Consider the following 15,431-nt stretch of genomic DNA (forward strand, 5'->3'; position numbering starts at 1 on the left):
ACCGGCCCGCGCCCAGAGGCGGACCAACCCGTAAACGGCCCGCCACCGGCCATGACACTCCGGTACGTCACGCTGCGCATCAGAAAGATCCGAGCGCCCCGCCACGGGGGACGAGCCGCGGAGCCGGGGTGGAAGGCACACACGCCTGCGGCGCTGCTCCGATGAGCCCCTGCGCAGCGCCAGACCGATGTTGTCGAGCACAACTGGCCGCGCCGCGCCGTCAGGACAACGACGCACCGTCGGCCGGTCCGGTGCCGGAGGCGATCCGCGTCACCGGCCCGATCGGCCGCCCGGATCAGCGGCCGCCGGCGCGGAGCACCTCGATGAACGTGCGGATGAAGACCTTCACATCGAGCCAGAGCGACCAGTTCTCGATGTAGTAGTTGTCGAACCGGGCCCGGTCGGAAATCGGAGTGTCACCGCGCAGGCCACTGACCTGCGCGAGCCCGGTCAACCCGGCCGGCACCCGGTGCCGGTACGCGTACCGGCGGTGCTCGGCCGAGAACCGCTCGACGAAGAACGGACGCTCCGGCCGCGGCCCCACGATCGTCATGTCGCCGCGCAGAATGTTCCAGAGCTGCGGCAACTCGTCCATCGACGTCCGGCGCAGCACCTTGCCGACCGGCCCGACCCGGTTGTCTTGCGCGATCGACCAGTTGGTCGCCGACTCGGCCTCGTTCACCGGACGCATCGACCGGAACTTCAGCAGGATGAACGGCCGCCCGGCGAGCCCGATGCGCTGCTGCTTGAACAGCACCCCGGGCCCACCCTCGAGCCGCACCGCCAGCGCGATCACGGCCAGCAACGGGCTCACCAGCACCAGCGCGATCGACGCGAACACCAGGTCGACCCCGCGCTTGGCCAGCCACATCGGCCCGTTGAGCCGGGGCTGACGGATCCGCATGATCGGGATCGCGCCGATGTGGTCGGGCAGCCCGGTCTGGGTGTGGAACTCCCGCATCCGCGGAACGACGAGCAGGTCACAGCGGGCCGCGCGGGGGCGACGCACCAGGTCGACCAGCCGGGCGTCGTCGGACGTGTCGGCGACGAGCAGGACGTCGGCGCCGGTGACCCGGATCGCGTTGTCGAGCTGGTCGAGCCCGCCGCGCCAGGGCACGTCGACCCCGGCGACCGGGCCGGCGTCGCTGACGTGCGCGACGACCCGCAGGCCGTACTGGGGGTAGCGGCGGAGCAGGTCGGTGAGCTCGATCGCCGCCTCGCCGGTGCCGACCAGCACCGTGCCGTGGGCGACCAGCCGGGCCCGGCGTCCGTACAGGATGACCCATCCGGTCAGGAAGCGCCCGACGATCACCAGGCCGATGGCCGCGGCCGCCGCGCGCAGGAAGTTGCCGAGGATGACGGTGTCTTCGTGGCGCAGCGCGGTGATCACCGCGACGATCGCCGCCGCGGTCAGCAGACGCCCGACCAGCAGGGGTAATTCGTCGAGGATGCTCAGGTGCAGGCGGGCGCGGTAGCGGCCGCCGGTGGCGAACAGCGCGACGGTCAGCACCGCCATCGAGAGCACGGCCTTGAAGTTGCCGGTGGCGAACACGGCCGGGATCGACAGCATCACGAGGTCGACCGGCAGGACCAGGTACCAGGCCTTGAGGTGCGGGGTCAGCCGGCGGAGGCCGCCCTTGACGCCGGTGCGAGCCGGGCGCACCGGTGCCGAGGGCTCGGTGAGCTCCGCCGGTGGATCGACATCGACATCGATCACCGGGTGCTCACCAGTTGCCTGCGCCGCCATTTCCCACCCCTGGAAACCTGGTCCGACAAATCGGAACGGGTACGTAGTACATACGCATTGTTCGAGTGCGTAATGCGACGATTACGCTCCACCGCGTAATGATCTCGTCACAATTCCGTGGTTTGGTCGTTCGCCCTGCGCCGACAATACGTCGCCACCGGCCCGAGTTCCATTCCGCGGGCCGTGACCAGGCTAAATTGCCATACCCCGGACCGGCCGTCGGCTATCTGACTCTGTTTCTGGCCGCTCGGCTGAGAATTCCACTCCGGAAGGTTGGTTTGGGTTACCGCAGTGTGACAGGACGTCGTTGTGTTGCGAGCCATCACTGTGGTGACCGGTTTGCGCGGAAACTGCTACTTGCTGTGGGCGGTTACGCTGTCCGACTGGGCCGCGCGGAAACCCTCGACAGCCCGTTCTGCGGCACTTTCCCACGACAATTCGCTCTTCATGAACTCGTATCCCCCGACCCCCATGCGTTCGGCATCGGCGGGAGAGGAAAGAAGCGTCAGAAGAGCTTCGGCGAATCCGTCCGGAGTCGGTTGAGCGAGCAATCCGGTCTGGCCCTGGATCACGACGTCACGCATCGATCCGACGTCGGTCGCGACGACCGGCCGGGCGAAGGTATACGCCATATGCACGACACCGCTGATATTGACGATTTCGTAAGGAAGTGCGACGACTCGGGCCCCGGCGAACAAGACCGGCACATCTTCCATCGCCACGTAGCCCGGCCGCAGATCGACGCCCGGAATGTCGGCGGCCTGCTGCGTCACCGCGTCGAGATCCAGGTCGGCCATGACCGGGCCGGCGATGACGAGCTCGGCGTCCGGGCGCTCGGCCCGGACCTTCGCGAACGCGTTGAGCAGCATCGGGATGTTCTTGTAGCGGGTCCAGGTGCCGAAGAACACGATCCGCGGCGGGGTCGTGCTCGCGCCCGGCGTCGCCGCGGCCTCCTCGGCGAACGCGGAGTACTCGCCGTGCCCGATCACCGCGGTGCGGCGCACCTCGGGGTAGGCCTTGAGAAGGTCGTCACGCGGGCCGGGACCGAGCGTCAGGACGAGGTCGAACGACTTGTAGGCGGCCCGCAGCGCGCGCTGCGTCGCCGGGTCGACCTTCTCGACGCTGTCCGAGTCGCCGCTCACGTCGTACGGCGTCGGGTTGTGGGCGACCTCGCCGATCACCGTGCCCGGCCGCTTGCGCTTCGAGAGCCGCACCGCGAACCAGCTGTCGAGGGCGAACCGCATCTCGCCGAGCAGAACGGCGTCCGGACGCTCGTGGCGCACGTAGCGGACCAGCTTCATCCACGAGTACGTCAGCCTGGCCGCCCGGAAGACCCGGCGGACCTTGCGGAACAGGTTGGCCTCGCCGGTGTCGGCGCCCGGGTGCCAGGTCGGGAAGTGTGACCGGACCGTGAAGCCGGGCACCTTGGTCTGCAGCTCGGGCGTCGGCCCGGTGAGCAGCGTGACGTCGTGGCCGAGCGAGGCGAGCGCCTCGCCGAGCATGAAGTTGAACTGGAACATCCCCCCGCTGGGGAGGAACTCGACCAGGACGATCGAGAGCGGTGCCGGGTCAGGGCTATCGGTCACGAAAACAGAACTCTTTCGTTCGTCGTGTCGGACTCGTTCGCGGCTGCGGACTCGGTCTTCGTCGACCCGGTCTTCGTCCCGGACTCGGCCGGGGTCTTCTCGTTCTTCTTCTCCCCGCCGAAGCCGTTGGTGATCGGCTTCGCGGTGCCCTTGGCGGTCGGCCGCGAGACGGCCGAGTGGGCCGCCGCGGTCTGCTGGGCGGCGGTGTGGACCGTACCGGGGACGGTCGGAGAGGTGACCGTCGGGGTGGCCACGCTCGGCGGGACCACCATCGGGGCCACGGCCGTCCCGGCCGGCCCGGCCGGAGCCGCGACGGCGGGCGTGCCGGCGGCCGTGAAGGCCGGACGGCGGAGCGGACGGCGCTTCGCCCGGCGGGCCTGCAGCACCTGGTAGGCGGCTTGCTGGACGGCGAGCGCGACGGCCAGCGCGGCGATCACGGTGCCGGCGAGCACGATCCAGGTCGCGGTGCCCGCGGCGTACGCGGTGCCCTCGGCCGGACGCACCTGGCTGGCCGTGTACGGCTTGATCATCGACTGGAGGTACGCGGCGCTCAGCGCGGCCGTGCGGTCGGCGAGCTGCTCGGCGACCTCGGGCGAGCTGGCCTCGGCGTCGATCAGCAGCACCGACGTCGACGGGACGACCGTGACCGTGACCGTGGTGTCTTCGGCCTCGGACGCCGAGAGGCCCAGCGCCTTCTCCGCCTCGGTCTCGAACCGGCCGCTCTGCGCGACCTCGGCCATCGTCGCGGTGACCTGACCGCGGCTGAGGGTCTCCAGGAAGCTGGCCTGCGACTGAGCGTCCAGGGTGCTGGCCGGGAGGACGATCAGCGAGGTCTCGGCCTTGTAGCGACCCTGCTGCGTCAGCGCGAACACCACGCCGGCGACCAACACGAGTAGGGCCGCGACGGCAGCGATCTGCAAGCTGCGCCGCAGCGGCTGGAAATCACTCACTTGAAGGTCCCATCTTCGGTGCTCGGCTGCGACCTGCGTCCCCGGCCACGTGTCCTGGTCAGCACTGACCGGTAGGCAGCAGCCAGTCGAGCACTAAGTATTGGCAGGTCATGCCGCTCCTCGGCTCGTTTTCGGGCAGCTGCTCCCATCGCCTGGCGCCGCTTGCTCGACGTCAGGACGTCTTCCAGTGCCGCAGTGAGCGCAGGCACGTCACCCGGCTCGACGACCCGGCCTTCGACCCCGTCCCGGATCATCGTCGGTACCGCACCGATCGCGGTGGCCACGACCGGCAGGCCGCTGGACATCGCTTCGAGGATGGCCATCGGCTGGCCCTCAAGATAGGACGGCAACACAAACACGTCGCTCTGCCGGAGGCGGGCCCGTACCTGCTCGCCGTATTCGGGCCCCACCGCCGAGTCGGCCAGGCCGGCTTCGTCGAGGGCCGCGGTGACCCGGGCGTACTCGTCGTCCGGCGTCGGGCCCTGCCCGCCGATCACCACCAGGTTGAACGGCACCCCGCGCTCGCGCAGCGCGGCCCCGGCCGCGGCCAGCTCCGGTACGCCCTTGCGGGCGCACACCACGCCGACGAACAGCACGGTGGGGACGTCGGCGTCGAGCCGTGCGAGCTCGAAGCTGCTCACCTCCACCGCGTTGTCGACGGTCTCCACGCGGGTCTTCGGAAGGATCTGCTGCAGCGTCCGAGTACCGGCGTCGGAGACCGTGAGCACCAGCGAACTGACCCCGACCAGGCGGAGGATCCGCCGGTCGCGGGCGCTGTAGTCGGCCACCTCGGGCCGGCCGGCGTTGCCGACGGCCGAGTGGCAGTGCGCGATCACACCGCGGGTGCCCGCCCGGGCCGCGAGGCACAGCGCGGCGGCCCGGATCGTCGGCAGACCGGGGTCGGCGACGAGCTGGACGTGCATGATGTCGGCCTTGCGGGCGGCCTTGTACGTCTTCCAGGCGTCCGACAGTGCGTGCGTGACGTTCGAGAACACCAGCTTGCCGCCCTGCCGGGTGGCCGTGCGGGCGGTGTTCAGCAACTGGACGTCGAAGTCCGCGGCCAGCCGGGGGTCGGCGGTGATGGTCTCGGCGAACGTGGCGATGCCGCCCCGCATGGGAGCGGCCTCGGCGACGACGACGACACGGGGGCGGGCCGGAGCGGTCACGCCGGTACTCCGACCACGGATGCCTCTTCGTACAGGGACTTGAGCTGACGCGCCCAGTTCACCGCGTCGAAATGTTGCTCGACATGTGAACGGGCGGTTACGCCCATCGCGGCCCGGCGGGACGGATCGTCGAGCAGCGAGATCAGCGCGTCGGCGATCGCACTCGGATCACCGGGCGGGGTGAGCAGGCCGGTGACGCCGTCCTCGACGATGTCGGGGATGCCGCCGATGCGGCTGGCGACGACCGGCCGGGCGCAGCCGGCCGCCTCGATCAGCACCGTCGGCAGGTTCTCGCCGTAGGTCGACGGCAGCAGGACGACGTCCGAGGCCCGCAGGATGTCGACGACGTCGGAGCGGGCGCCGGTGAAGATGATGTCGTCCTGCAGGCCGGCCTCGGCGACCTGGCAGCGCAGGTTCTCATGCTCGTCACCCGAGCCGACCAGCAGCATCCGGGCCTCGGGGCGGGCGGCGCGGACCTTCGGCCAGGCGTCGACCGCGTGCGTGATGCCCTTGAAGTCGCGCTGCGCGGCCAGCACGGTGACGACCGGCCGGCCGGTGACGCCGAACTCCGGCGGCATCAGCGCCGGGCCGGGGGAGAAGTGCGCCAGGTCGACGCCGTTGTGGACGACGACCCAGTTCTTCGGCAGGGGCTTGCCGGGCCGGTACTTGTCGGCGAACGACTTCCGCGAGGCCTCGGACACGAAGATCGTGCGGTAGGCGCGGCTGGAGACCTCGAGCGCGAGCTTCTCCCGCCAGGCCGCCCGGCCCGGCAGCGCCCGGTGGACGTGGTGCCAGGTGCAGATCGCGTTGCGGCCGGCCATCTTGGCCGCGGGCACCGCGAGCGTCATCGCCATCTCGAGGTGCGCGTGGACGACGTCGGCGCCGGACTCCTTGATCGCGTTCGCGAGCAGGCGCGGTGCGCGCGGGTCGAGCGTGCGACGAACACCCAGGTACCGGGGCGTCAGGCCGGATTCGCGCAGCAGCGGTTCGAGCTTCGAGTGCTCTTCCGACGGCGGGGAGAGGCTGAGCACGTCCATCTCGAACCCGGCCGTGCCCGCGACACGACCGAGTTGCGCGATCAGCGTTTCGGCACCACCCAACCGAAACGCGTCGACGAGCGTCAGTACTCGAACCATTGTGCTCCCACCCGTGGACGCGATTAGTCGAGCTCACCAACAACGGATGAGCGAATAGGCATGGGTGTTAGTTTCGGGGCCCACGTTAGCATGCGGATGGTGCACGGTTCCTGGGCTCACAGATCGCCCGAAGTCCGGCGTAACGCGCCGAGCGAATGGGACATTAAGCCGTGTCTGGGGAGGAAACGTGCAGCAGTCGAGCGCTTATGAGGACCCTATGGGCGCGCCTGACCCCGGAAGAGACAGTGCTGAACCAGCCGTTCAGCCGAGTCTGTCCGGTGCTGCTACCAGGGGATTTCTCTGGACCACACTGGCCTGGGGCGGTAACCGCCTGGTGGTGCTGGCGCTCACCGCGTTGCTCGCGCGCCTTTTGGTTCCGGAGGATTTCGGCCTCGTAACCGCCGGATTGACGATCATCACGTTCTTTGACGCTGCCCTCGACCTGGGCGTCGGCTACGCACTCGTGTACGAACAAGAACGGGGAATTAACGAACGGGTACGGCTCGCAGCGGGGTTGAATCTCGCGTTGAGTGCATCCATCTGTGTGCTAGGAATTGCCTTCTCTCCGCTCATAGCGCGGTTGTTCGGCGAATCGGACCAGACCGCTATATTCGCCGCTCTTTTTCTCTATCCGCTGTTCCGCGGCGCGAGCCAGGTGAACGATGCGGTTCTCAAACGTGACATGCAGTTCAAGAAGCGAACTGTCGCCGATCTGACTCGGGCGGGCGTCCGGGTGGCGGTGTCGATCCCGTTGGCGCTGACCGGGTTCGGAGCGTGGAGCATCGCGCTCGGCATCATCGCCGGCGAGGCCGTCTGCACGCTGATCATGTGGTCGCTGGTGCCGATCCGGCCCGACTTCAGCCTGCGGTGGAGCCGGATCCGGTCCCTGGTCTCGTTCGGTGGCGCGGTGACCGGCGTCCGGGTGCTGGGGTCGTTCCGGTCGAGCGTCGACTACCTGTTCATCGGCAGCATCCTGGGCTCGGCGGCGCTCGGCTACTACGGGATGGGCTACCGGCTGCCCGAGCTGATCATCGCGAACGTGTTGTGGATCTTCACGACCGTGGCGTTCCCGGTCTACGCCCGGGCCCGCGTCGACGGCATCGAGCGGCTCCGGGCGACGATGCTGCGCGCGACGCGGCTGGTGTCGCTGTTCGGGCTGGCCGCCGGCGTGACGCTGGCCGTGCTGGCGCCGCTGGCGATCCCGGTGGTGTTCTCGGCGACCTGGGAGCCGGCGATCGTCCCGATGGCGCTGGTCTCGCTGGCCCTGGCCTGCCAGTCGCTCGGGTGGGCCAGCGGTGACGTTTTCTCAGCCCTGGGCCGGCCGGGGCTGCTGCTGGTCCTCGACATCCCGGCGACGATCCTGGTGACGATCGCGTTCGGGTTCGCCGCGCACACGAGCATCGCCGCGGTCGCGGCCGTGCACATCGGGTTCGAGATCGTCTACGCGATCATCCGGGTGACGATGGCGATCCGGGTGACCGGAGTGTCGGTCGGGGCGATGGCCCTGACGCTGGCGCCCGGGTTCCTGACCGGGGCGGCGGTCGCCGCGGTCGGGCTGCCGTTGCGGTCGGTGCTGCCAGAGAACTCGTTCTGGTCGCTGCTGCTGCTGACCGTGGTGTGCGGGGCGGTGATCGCGGTGGTCGGAGGGTTGAGCGCCCGTCGCGAGCTGATCGGCGTCCTCGGCGCGGTGCGCAACCGCGGCAATCGCGCCCCCGCCACCGCGGCGGCCTGAGGCCTCGGACTTCAGGCCTCGCGGAGGCGGAGGAGTTCGGCTCGGGCGTGCTGGACGCGCGGGGTGTCCTCGCCCCGCGCGGTGGCGATCTCGTGGGCCAGGTCGCCGGCCGCCTCGATCAGGTGGCGGGCCCGGCGGCGGCTGCCCAGGTGCTTGCGGTAGCGCTTCCGGTCGCGTCGCAGGCCGCTGACCGCGGTGAGCAGGTCGGCGTCGACGACGCCGGCGGCCACCTCCGGCTCCAGCAGCGCGCGGGTCCAGCCCCGCTCGGTCGTCGCCGCGTGACGCAGGACGAAGAACAGCACCGCGAGCTCGACCGGCAGCAGCACCAGCCACGGCAACACGACCGCGAGCCAGTCCACCCCACCGGCCAGCGCCCCGGCGTCGTCCCAGCTGAAGTGGAAGAACATCGCGACCAGGCAGGCCAGTACGCCCCGCCCGAACTTCCGGTCCTCCGGCACCCGGCCCAGCACCCACATGACGCCCGCGCAGAAGATCGCGCTGAACAGCGCGTGCGACACGATCCCGGCCACCCCGCGCAGCGCGAACACCGACAGCGTCGAGCTCAGCTGGTCGGCGCCGAACGTCGAGGTCGCGTTGTTGTAGACGTAGAGCACGTCCTCGAAGACCTGGAACCCCAGGCCGATGTACGCGCCGATGATGAAACCGTCGTACGCGCTGCGGACCAGGCGCGGGGCGAGCCCGATCAGCAGGATCAGCCCGAGGCCCTTGCTCCACTCCTCGTTGATCGGCGCGGTCAGCCCGGCTCCCCAGTCCGACGCGGTGGCCGGCCCGAGCACCTTCGACCAGACCTCCAGCAGCGCGTCGTTGGCCGGCAGCGCGATCCAGAACGTCGCCGCGACCCCGCCCCAGACGAAGCCGGTCGCCAGTAGGCCGCCCGGCTGGGCCGTGTACCGGTTGTGGTGCCGCAGGAGCAGCAGCCACGGCCCCAGGTAGATCGCGAACAGCACGATTCCGCTGGTGAGGGCCGCGCTGTACGGGCCGACGGCCGGGGCGAAGAACTTGAACAGGCCGACCGCGCCCGCTCCGACGCCGATCAGGTACACCCAGAACGCCGGGTTGGTGAGCTGCACGAACCGGTACGGCGTGCCCCAGCCCGACTCCTCGATCGCCGAGAGCTGCGCCCCGCTCATCGCGCGGCCTCCGGGGTGATGCTGCTGAGCAGCGCGTCGATCTGATCCCGGTACCGCTCGAACTGCCCGGGCGCAGTCCTGACGACGACCAGCAGCGCCGGGGCCGCGTCGGCATCCGTACCTGTGGCCAGCTTGAACGCCGCCCGGAGGCCGTCGCCGCTCGGCCCGCTCTCGCTCTCGACCACGCCGACCAGCCCGGCCGCGGTCGTGTACGAGGTCCGCTGGCCGCTCACCGCGGACGTCCGGTCGGAGACGCTCGCCACCTGATCGAGGAACGCGGACGCGCTGCCGTCGAACCGCGCGCCCTGCAGGTGGATCACCGCGCCGGCCTTGGCCAGCGTGATGCTGCTGCTGGTCGGGCTGGTGCCGGAGTTCCCGGCTCCGACGAGCGCGCCGTCCTCGAGTTGCCAGCCGACCGGCGGCACCGCGGTCGCCCCGTCGCCGAGGTCGAGCACGTCACCGGCCCGGGTCGGGTCGTTCCACGGGATCACCGCGTTCAGCGCCTGCGTCCCGTAGATGAGCACCAGCGCGACGCCCAGCACGAACAGCGCCGGCCGGAACCGGCGCCGGTCGAACCCGAAGAGCCGGTGCTCGACCGGCACCCAGCCGTCGGGCGGGGCCGCGGTCACGAGAAGAACGCGTCGTAGCTCCGCCGGATGACGTCCGGCGCGAAGCGCTTGTCCCAGGTCTCGCGGGCCGCCGCCGACAGCTTCCGGTTCGTCTCCGGCTCGGCCGCTCGGGCCAGCAGCGCCGCGAGCTCCTCCGGCGTCGAGCCGATCAGGCAGCCGTTGTCTTCGCCGACCTCGGTGCCCTGCACGCCGTAGGGGGTGGCGACGACCGGCAACGACCGGGACAGCGCCTCGAGCACCTTGATCTTGATTCCGCTGCCCACCCGGAGCACCGACAGCAGGGCCGAGCAGCTGGCCAGCGTCTCGCCCAGGTCGTCCACCCAGCCGACGAACTTGACGTGCTCGCCCCAGGCCGCCGCCTCCGGCACCCCGACCTCGGTGCCCTTGCCGATCACGAGCAGCTCGAAGTCGGGCAGTGCGGCCAGCACCTGTTCCCGACAGTTGTTCAGGAACCAGGCCAGCCCGTCGGCGTTCGGCGCGTAGTCGAGGCCGCCGAGGAACGCGAACCGCGACCCGGCCGGGGCCCGGTCGTGCAGCGGCACCTCGGGCAGCATCGGCAGCAGCGTGTGGATGTCGGTGCGCCCGGTGAACCCGCGGAGCCGGTTCGTCTCCTCGTCGTTGACCAGCAGCGTGGCGTCGAACTCGGCCGGCTGGTTGCGCTCGGACGCGCCGACCAGCCGCGACTCCAGGCGCAGCAGCGGACGGTAGACCGACTTGCGCGACAGCAGCGGCCGGGCCGGGGCGGGCAGCATCTTGTGGAACTCGCCGAGCGGGTTGACCTGCCGGTTGCTCGGGCCGTTCATCTCGCGCAGCATCGTCTTGTACCGCTCCGAGAACAGGTCGTCCTCGTAGAGCACGCGTCGCCGCCGGGGCACCCCGGCCGCGTACTGGCCGGTGCGGATCGTGTCCCAGACCTCGAGGTCGGCGTCGATCGACGTCAGCAGCTCGGCGATCTCCTTGGCGATCCGGGGCGCGTAGACCGCGGCCTCCTGGATCGACGTGTGCGGCCCGCCGGCGACCCGCGTCACCAACGACCGGACCTGCTCGGACGCCCGCGGCTTGGCCACGACGTGCATCCGGTACCGGGTCGGGCGGATCTCGACGTCGGGCTTGGCGATCAGGATCAGATCGACGTTGTCGTCCCCGAGCATGTCGCAGAGGTAGTCGAGGATGCCGCCCATGACCACGCGCTTACCGTACGAACGTGGTTCTGGTTCGGTCGTGGTGATATACACCGCTCGCCTGACCTGGGCGGATTCCGCCATCGGCTCCCCCTCGCTACAGCCTGCGGCCGCCTCGCGGGACATCTAACCTTGTCTGTGGGTCCGCTACGTTACGGCCCCGGCCAGTACTCCAGAGGGCCAGATGCCGATCATCGCTCGAACAGAATCCCGACAACGGATACTGCTCAGGACGACACTGGCGCGAAACCCCGCGACTTGAAAGTGTAGGTAGCCTCGGCCAGGGCCGAAGCATTCGTCAATTCCTCCGTATCAGCGTCCGGGGAGCACAGTGGTATCCACGATCGCGGGACTCGTCGCGGCGGGGATCGTCGGTGCGGCTCTCGTCGCTTTTGCCCTGCTTCGGCCGACGATCATCCTCGTCTTAGCCGTCACGCTGGACGCGACCGGTCTCAACGGCGTCCTCGTGACCAACGGTCTCCCGAGCCCGTTCAAGCCGATGCTGGGGCTCGTCCTGCTCGCGCTGTTCGTGCTCTGGCGGCAGGGCAAGCTCAAGGTCGGCTGGTCCCCGGTGCTGACCGCTCTGCTGATCCTGGTGGCGGCCTGGTTCGTGACGATGTTCAACTCCGCCGACCCGGCGACGAGCTGGACGCTGTTCATGGACTACGCGAACGGCCTGCTGTACTTCGTGGTCATCTACGCGCTGCTCTGCTCGACCGGTTCGTGGAAGGCGATGCTGTCGGGCGCCGTCGCCGGCCTGGCGGTCATCGCCGCGCTGACCCTCGTCCACCAGTTCGTGCTGCACAACGCCGGGGACCTCCACGGGCTGAGCAACGTGCCGCTGACGTTGGAAGACGGTGCGTTGACCCCGAGGCACTCGGGCACCGCCGGCGACGTCAACTTCTGGGCCCGCACGCTCGTGCTGGTGACGCCGCTGGCGCTGAGCCTGTGGGCGATCAACCGCGGCCTGACCAAGCTGTTCTGGGTCGGCTGCGCGCTCGCGCTGCTCGGCGGCATCTTCCTGACCCAGTCGCGGGGCGGCTTCCTCGCGGTGATGCCGGCGATCGCGCTCTGGTTCGTGATGGCCGGCCCGAAGCACCGTCGGATGCTCGCCTACGCGCCGCTGCTGCTCATCGTCGCGATCCCGATCAGCGGCGTCGGCAGTCGATTGGCGACGCTGGCCGACGTCGGGGCGTCGTCGAACATCGCGGCGGCCGACCCGTCGCTGGTCACCCGGGCCCGGCTGCAGGAAGCGGCCTGGCGGATGTTCCTCGACAGCCCGGCCTTCGGGCACGGGATGGGGACGTACGGCTCGTTGTTCCCGCAGTACGACCGCTACTCCAACCAGGGCGATCCGGTCACGATCGTGGTCGCCGCGCACAACTTCTACCTGGAGCAGGCCGCCGACGGCGGGCTGGTGCTGCTCGCGGCCTGGGCGATCTTCTTCGGCTCGATCCTGTTCGTGTCGTGGCGGGTCTCGAACCTCGCCCGGTCGATCGGGCGGCGCACCGAGCACGTCCTGGCCGTCGGTGTCGCGTCCGGTCTGGTCGGCTGGCTCGGCGCGAGCGTGTTCCTGCACCTGTCGGACTTCCGCGTGCTGCTGATGCTCGCCGCGACGGCGGCGGCGCTCGACGTCCGCGTCCGCTGGGCGGTGGCCTCGGCGCCGGACTCCGCGTTCGTGCAGATCCCGCGGGCGAAGAGCCCGGTCGACGTCCGGAAGTGGGCGCCGCGGGTGCTGCTGCCCGCGGCCGGCCTGGTCGCGCTGCTCGCGGCCGCGCTGGTCGTGAAGGCGATCCCGACGACGTACACGGCGACGACCGACGCCCAGATCACGCCGTCGTCGGCCGCCAACGACTGGTTGACGTCCTACCAGCGTGACCTGCTCACGCGCGGGTGGCTGGTGCCGTCGATGACGTACGTCGCCAGCGCGCCCGACTTCGAGAGCGTCGTGGCCAGGCGGGCCGGTCTGACCCAGGAGCAGGCCGACCACATGTCGGTGACGATGGAGGTCTCCCGCCAGGGCGGGGCGATCACGATCACCGCGAACGCGCGCGACGAGACCGTGGCCGAGAACCTCGCGGTGGCGGCCGGTCTGGTGATCGCCGACGACATCAAGACGCTGCGCACGCCGTACGTGCTGCAGCAGCCGCGCCGGCCGTCGGCGGTGCCGACGCATCCCGGGATGGTGGCCGGTCTCGGTGCGGCCGCGTTCGCGCTGGTGCTCGCGACGGCCGCGGCCGTGGCGCGCCGCCGCCCCGCGGACGAGGTCGAGGAGATCGACGAATACGAAGACGACCGGGAGCTCGTCGGAGTTTAGGCCGTGCTTCAAAGGCCAGCAGCCCGCCGTGGCCGAGGCCCAGACGACGACCGGCCGCGTTGTCGGCCTTCCCGGATACAACAGCGGTATCCGGAAAGACCTCCGCCTTGCCGGTCGCCGCCTGGCCCACGCCCACGACGGCCTGAACCTTTGAAACATGGCCTAGTGATGGTACTGGTGGACGACCGCGTGGCCCTTGCCGCGGCCGATCATCCAGTAGTTCACCGGCGTCGTGACGACGAACGCGACGACCAGCGAGAACGCCAGTGAGGCCCAGAAGAGCAGGCTGGTGAGGCCGGCGTCCATGGCGCCGGGCACGGCGACGACCACCGCGTTGTCGATGATCTCCATGACCGTGATCGACACGGTGTCGGCCGCGAGCGCGACCCCGAACGCCTGCCGGAACGTCAGCCCGGCCTTCAGGACGCCCCGCATCGTCAGGCCGTAGCCGAACACGAACGCGAGCACGATCGACAGCACCACGGTGGCCGCGTTGTGCAAGCCCAGCGCGGTGCCGATCACCATGCCCAGCACCTCACCGATCGCACACCCGGTGAGGCAGTGCAGCGTGGCCTGCGCGGCCATCGACCAAGTGGTTTTCACGGGCTCCAACATACCCCCATGGGGTATAGCGTCAAGTTTTCCTGAGAAGCTGTCCGGATGAACGTTCTGACCTCCCACGTCGACGCCGGGTACGCGCCCGGAGGCGTCACGGTGGTGAGCCGGCGCGGCGAGGTGGACGTCGACGCGGTCGGCTTCGCCGACCTGGAGCGCAGTGCACCGTTCCGGGCGGACGCGATCGTCCGCATCGGGGCGATGACGATGCCGATCGTCGCGGCGGCCGCGCTGATGCTGGCCGAGGAGGACCGCCTCGGCCTCGACGACCCGGTGGATCTCTGGTTGCCCGAGCTCGGCAACCCGCGGGTCCTACGGTCCCTCGAGGCCGATGTGGACGACACGGAGCCGGCGAAGACCCCGATCACGCTTCGCCACCTGCTGACCAATACGTGGGGGTTCGGGCTGTTCTTCGGGGGCGGCCCCTCGCCGCTACGCCGGGCGGCCAACGAGCTGCGGGTGCTCAACGGGCCGCCGATCCCGGAGAACTCCGACAGCCCGGACGAGTGGCTCCGCCGGGTCGGCTCGCTGCCGCTGCTGCACCAGCCGGGTGAAGGCTGGACGTACGGCCTGGGCGCGGACGTGCTGGGAATTCTGCTCTCCCGGGCGTCCGGACGGTCGTTGGAGCAGTTGTTGTCCGAGCGGATCTTCGACCCGCTCGGGATGGTGGACACCGGCTTCGCCGTGCCGGCGGAGAAGCTCGACCGGGTGCCACCGGCGTACGCGCCGGACCCGCGCAGCGGGGACCTGCACGTGTACGACCCCGGGGCGTGGGGCAGCGAGTGGCGGGAGCGGCCGACGTACCCGTCGGCGGCCGGCGGGCTGGTCTCGACGGCGTCGGACCTGCTGGCGTTCGGGCAGCTGCTGCTCGGCGGGGGACGTTTCGGCGGGGAGTGGCTGCTGACCCGGGCGTCGGTGTCGGCGATGACCACCAACCAGGTCACGGTGCCGGTCCCGCGTTTCCTGGAGGGGTACGGCTGGGGCTTCGGGCTGGCGGTCGCCCCGTCCGGGCGGTTCGGCTGGGACGGTGGGCTCGGAACGTCACTGTGGGTGGAACCGGCGACCGAGACGATCGGCATCCTGTTGACCCAGCGCTCGGGCATGCCGCTGCGCTCCGAGCTGTACCGGGACTTCTGGAATGAGCTCTCTCACCAGGCGGTTTAGCGATTTCGGGCTTAGACTGCGGTGATGACCACCGTGCCGCGCAGAACCGAGACCGAC

The 15,431-nt window shown here is 70.1% G+C and carries 12 protein-coding genes; 3 read left to right on the forward strand and 9 right to left on the reverse strand.

The genetic code is table 11. The features are described from left to right. Positions 1–295: 295 nt before the first annotated feature. The 5 genes from FL583_RS29880 to FL583_RS29900 all read right to left on the reverse strand — a co-directional run bounded on the left by FL583_RS29880 (position 296) and on the right by FL583_RS29900 (position 6,585). Positions 296–1,717 (reverse strand): sugar transferase, encoded by a 1,422-nt coding sequence (locus FL583_RS29880; RefSeq protein ID WP_205752573.1) that lies wholly within the window; start codon positions 1,715–1,717, stop codon positions 296–298. Positions 1,718–2,100: 383 nt separating this feature from the next. Beyond that, positions 2,101–3,333 carry a glycosyltransferase family 4 protein gene (locus FL583_RS29885; RefSeq protein ID WP_142708196.1) on the reverse strand — a complete coding sequence of 411 codons (1,233 nt, stop codon included), beginning with the start codon at positions 3,331–3,333 and terminating at the stop codon, positions 2,101–2,103. Continuing rightward, positions 3,330–4,283, reverse strand: a complete 954-nt coding sequence (locus FL583_RS29890; protein WP_142708197.1) for a YveK family protein — start codon at positions 4,281–4,283, stop codon at positions 3,330–3,332. The genes FL583_RS29885 and FL583_RS29890 overlap by 4 nt, the downstream gene beginning before the upstream one ends. Next, entirely contained in the window at positions 4,280–5,449 is a 1,170-nt protein-coding gene (locus FL583_RS29895; protein WP_142708199.1) for a glycosyltransferase family 4 protein, read from the reverse strand. The genes FL583_RS29890 and FL583_RS29895 overlap by 4 nt, the downstream gene beginning before the upstream one ends. Further along, positions 5,446–6,585, reverse strand: a complete 1,140-nt coding sequence (locus FL583_RS29900; RefSeq protein WP_142708200.1) for a glycosyltransferase family 4 protein — start codon at positions 6,583–6,585, stop codon at positions 5,446–5,448. The genes FL583_RS29895 and FL583_RS29900 overlap by 4 nt, the downstream gene beginning before the upstream one ends. Before the next feature lie 217 nt (positions 6,586–6,802). On the opposite strand from FL583_RS29900, the gene FL583_RS29905 reads away from it, so the two are divergent. After that, complete coding sequence (locus tag FL583_RS29905; protein WP_240746863.1) at positions 6,803–8,317, forward strand: lipopolysaccharide biosynthesis protein; 1,515 nt, start codon at positions 6,803–6,805, stop codon at positions 8,315–8,317. An 11-nt stretch (positions 8,318–8,328) separates the two neighbouring features. Here the strand turns inward: FL583_RS29905 and FL583_RS29910 are convergent, their stop codons facing one another. From FL583_RS29910 to FL583_RS29920, 3 genes are read right to left on the reverse strand one after another with little or no spacing between them, the layout of a single operon-like run. Beyond that, entirely contained in the window at positions 8,329–9,468 is a 1,140-nt protein-coding gene (locus tag FL583_RS29910) for a PrsW family intramembrane metalloprotease (RefSeq protein ID WP_142708202.1), read from the reverse strand. Beyond that, complete coding sequence (locus tag FL583_RS29915; protein ID WP_142708203.1) at positions 9,465–10,097, reverse strand: hypothetical protein; 633 nt, start codon at positions 10,095–10,097, stop codon at positions 9,465–9,467. The genes FL583_RS29910 and FL583_RS29915 overlap by 4 nt, the downstream gene beginning before the upstream one ends. Next, complete coding sequence (locus FL583_RS29920) at positions 10,094–11,278, reverse strand: glycosyltransferase (protein ID WP_240746864.1); 1,185 nt, start codon at positions 11,276–11,278, stop codon at positions 10,094–10,096. The genes FL583_RS29915 and FL583_RS29920 overlap by 4 nt, the downstream gene beginning before the upstream one ends. 331 nt (positions 11,279–11,609) lie before the next feature. Here FL583_RS29920 and FL583_RS29925 point away from each other — a divergent pair, with 331 nt between their 5' ends. After that, the gene (locus FL583_RS29925) at positions 11,610–13,595 is read left to right on the forward strand and encodes an O-antigen ligase family protein (protein ID WP_142708205.1); all 1,986 of its coding nucleotides are present in this window, start codon (positions 11,610–11,612) and stop codon (positions 13,593–13,595) included. Between the two features lie 162 nt (positions 13,596–13,757). Here the strand turns inward: FL583_RS29925 and FL583_RS29930 are convergent, their stop codons facing one another. After that, entirely contained in the window at positions 13,758–14,210 is a 453-nt protein-coding gene (locus FL583_RS29930; protein WP_142708206.1) for a DUF4396 domain-containing protein, read from the reverse strand. A 45-nt stretch (positions 14,211–14,255) separates the two neighbouring features. On the opposite strand from FL583_RS29930, the gene FL583_RS29935 reads away from it, so the two are divergent. Then, positions 14,256–15,374, forward strand: a complete 1,119-nt coding sequence (locus FL583_RS29935; protein ID WP_142708207.1) for a serine hydrolase domain-containing protein — start codon at positions 14,256–14,258, stop codon at positions 15,372–15,374. Positions 15,375–15,431: the final 57 nt, after the last annotated feature.

Origin of the sequence: Cryptosporangium phraense (assembly GCF_006912135.1) — a bacterium.
Classification (GTDB): domain Bacteria; phylum Actinomycetota; class Actinomycetes; order Mycobacteriales; family Cryptosporangiaceae; genus Cryptosporangium; species Cryptosporangium phraense.

Coding starts and splice junctions, on each gene's coding strand:
- FL583_RS29900 (WP_142708200.1), bottom strand. CDS start 6,585: ATGGTTCGAGTACTGACGCTCGTCGACGCGTTTCGGTTGGGTGGTGCC.
- FL583_RS29905 (WP_240746863.1), top strand. CDS start 6,803: ATGGGCGCGCCTGACCCCGGAAGAGACAGTGCTGAACCAGCCGTTCAG.
- FL583_RS29910 (WP_142708202.1), bottom strand. CDS start 9,468: ATGAGCGGGGCGCAGCTCTCGGCGATCGAGGAGTCGGGCTGGGGCACG.
- FL583_RS29920 (WP_240746864.1), bottom strand. CDS start 11,278: ATGGGCGGCATCCTCGACTACCTCTGCGACATGCTCGGGGACGACAAC.
- FL583_RS29930 (WP_142708206.1), bottom strand. CDS start 14,210: ATGTTGGAGCCCGTGAAAACCACTTGGTCGATGGCCGCGCAGGCCACG.
- FL583_RS29935 (WP_142708207.1), top strand. CDS start 14,256: ATGAACGTTCTGACCTCCCACGTCGACGCCGGGTACGCGCCCGGAGGC.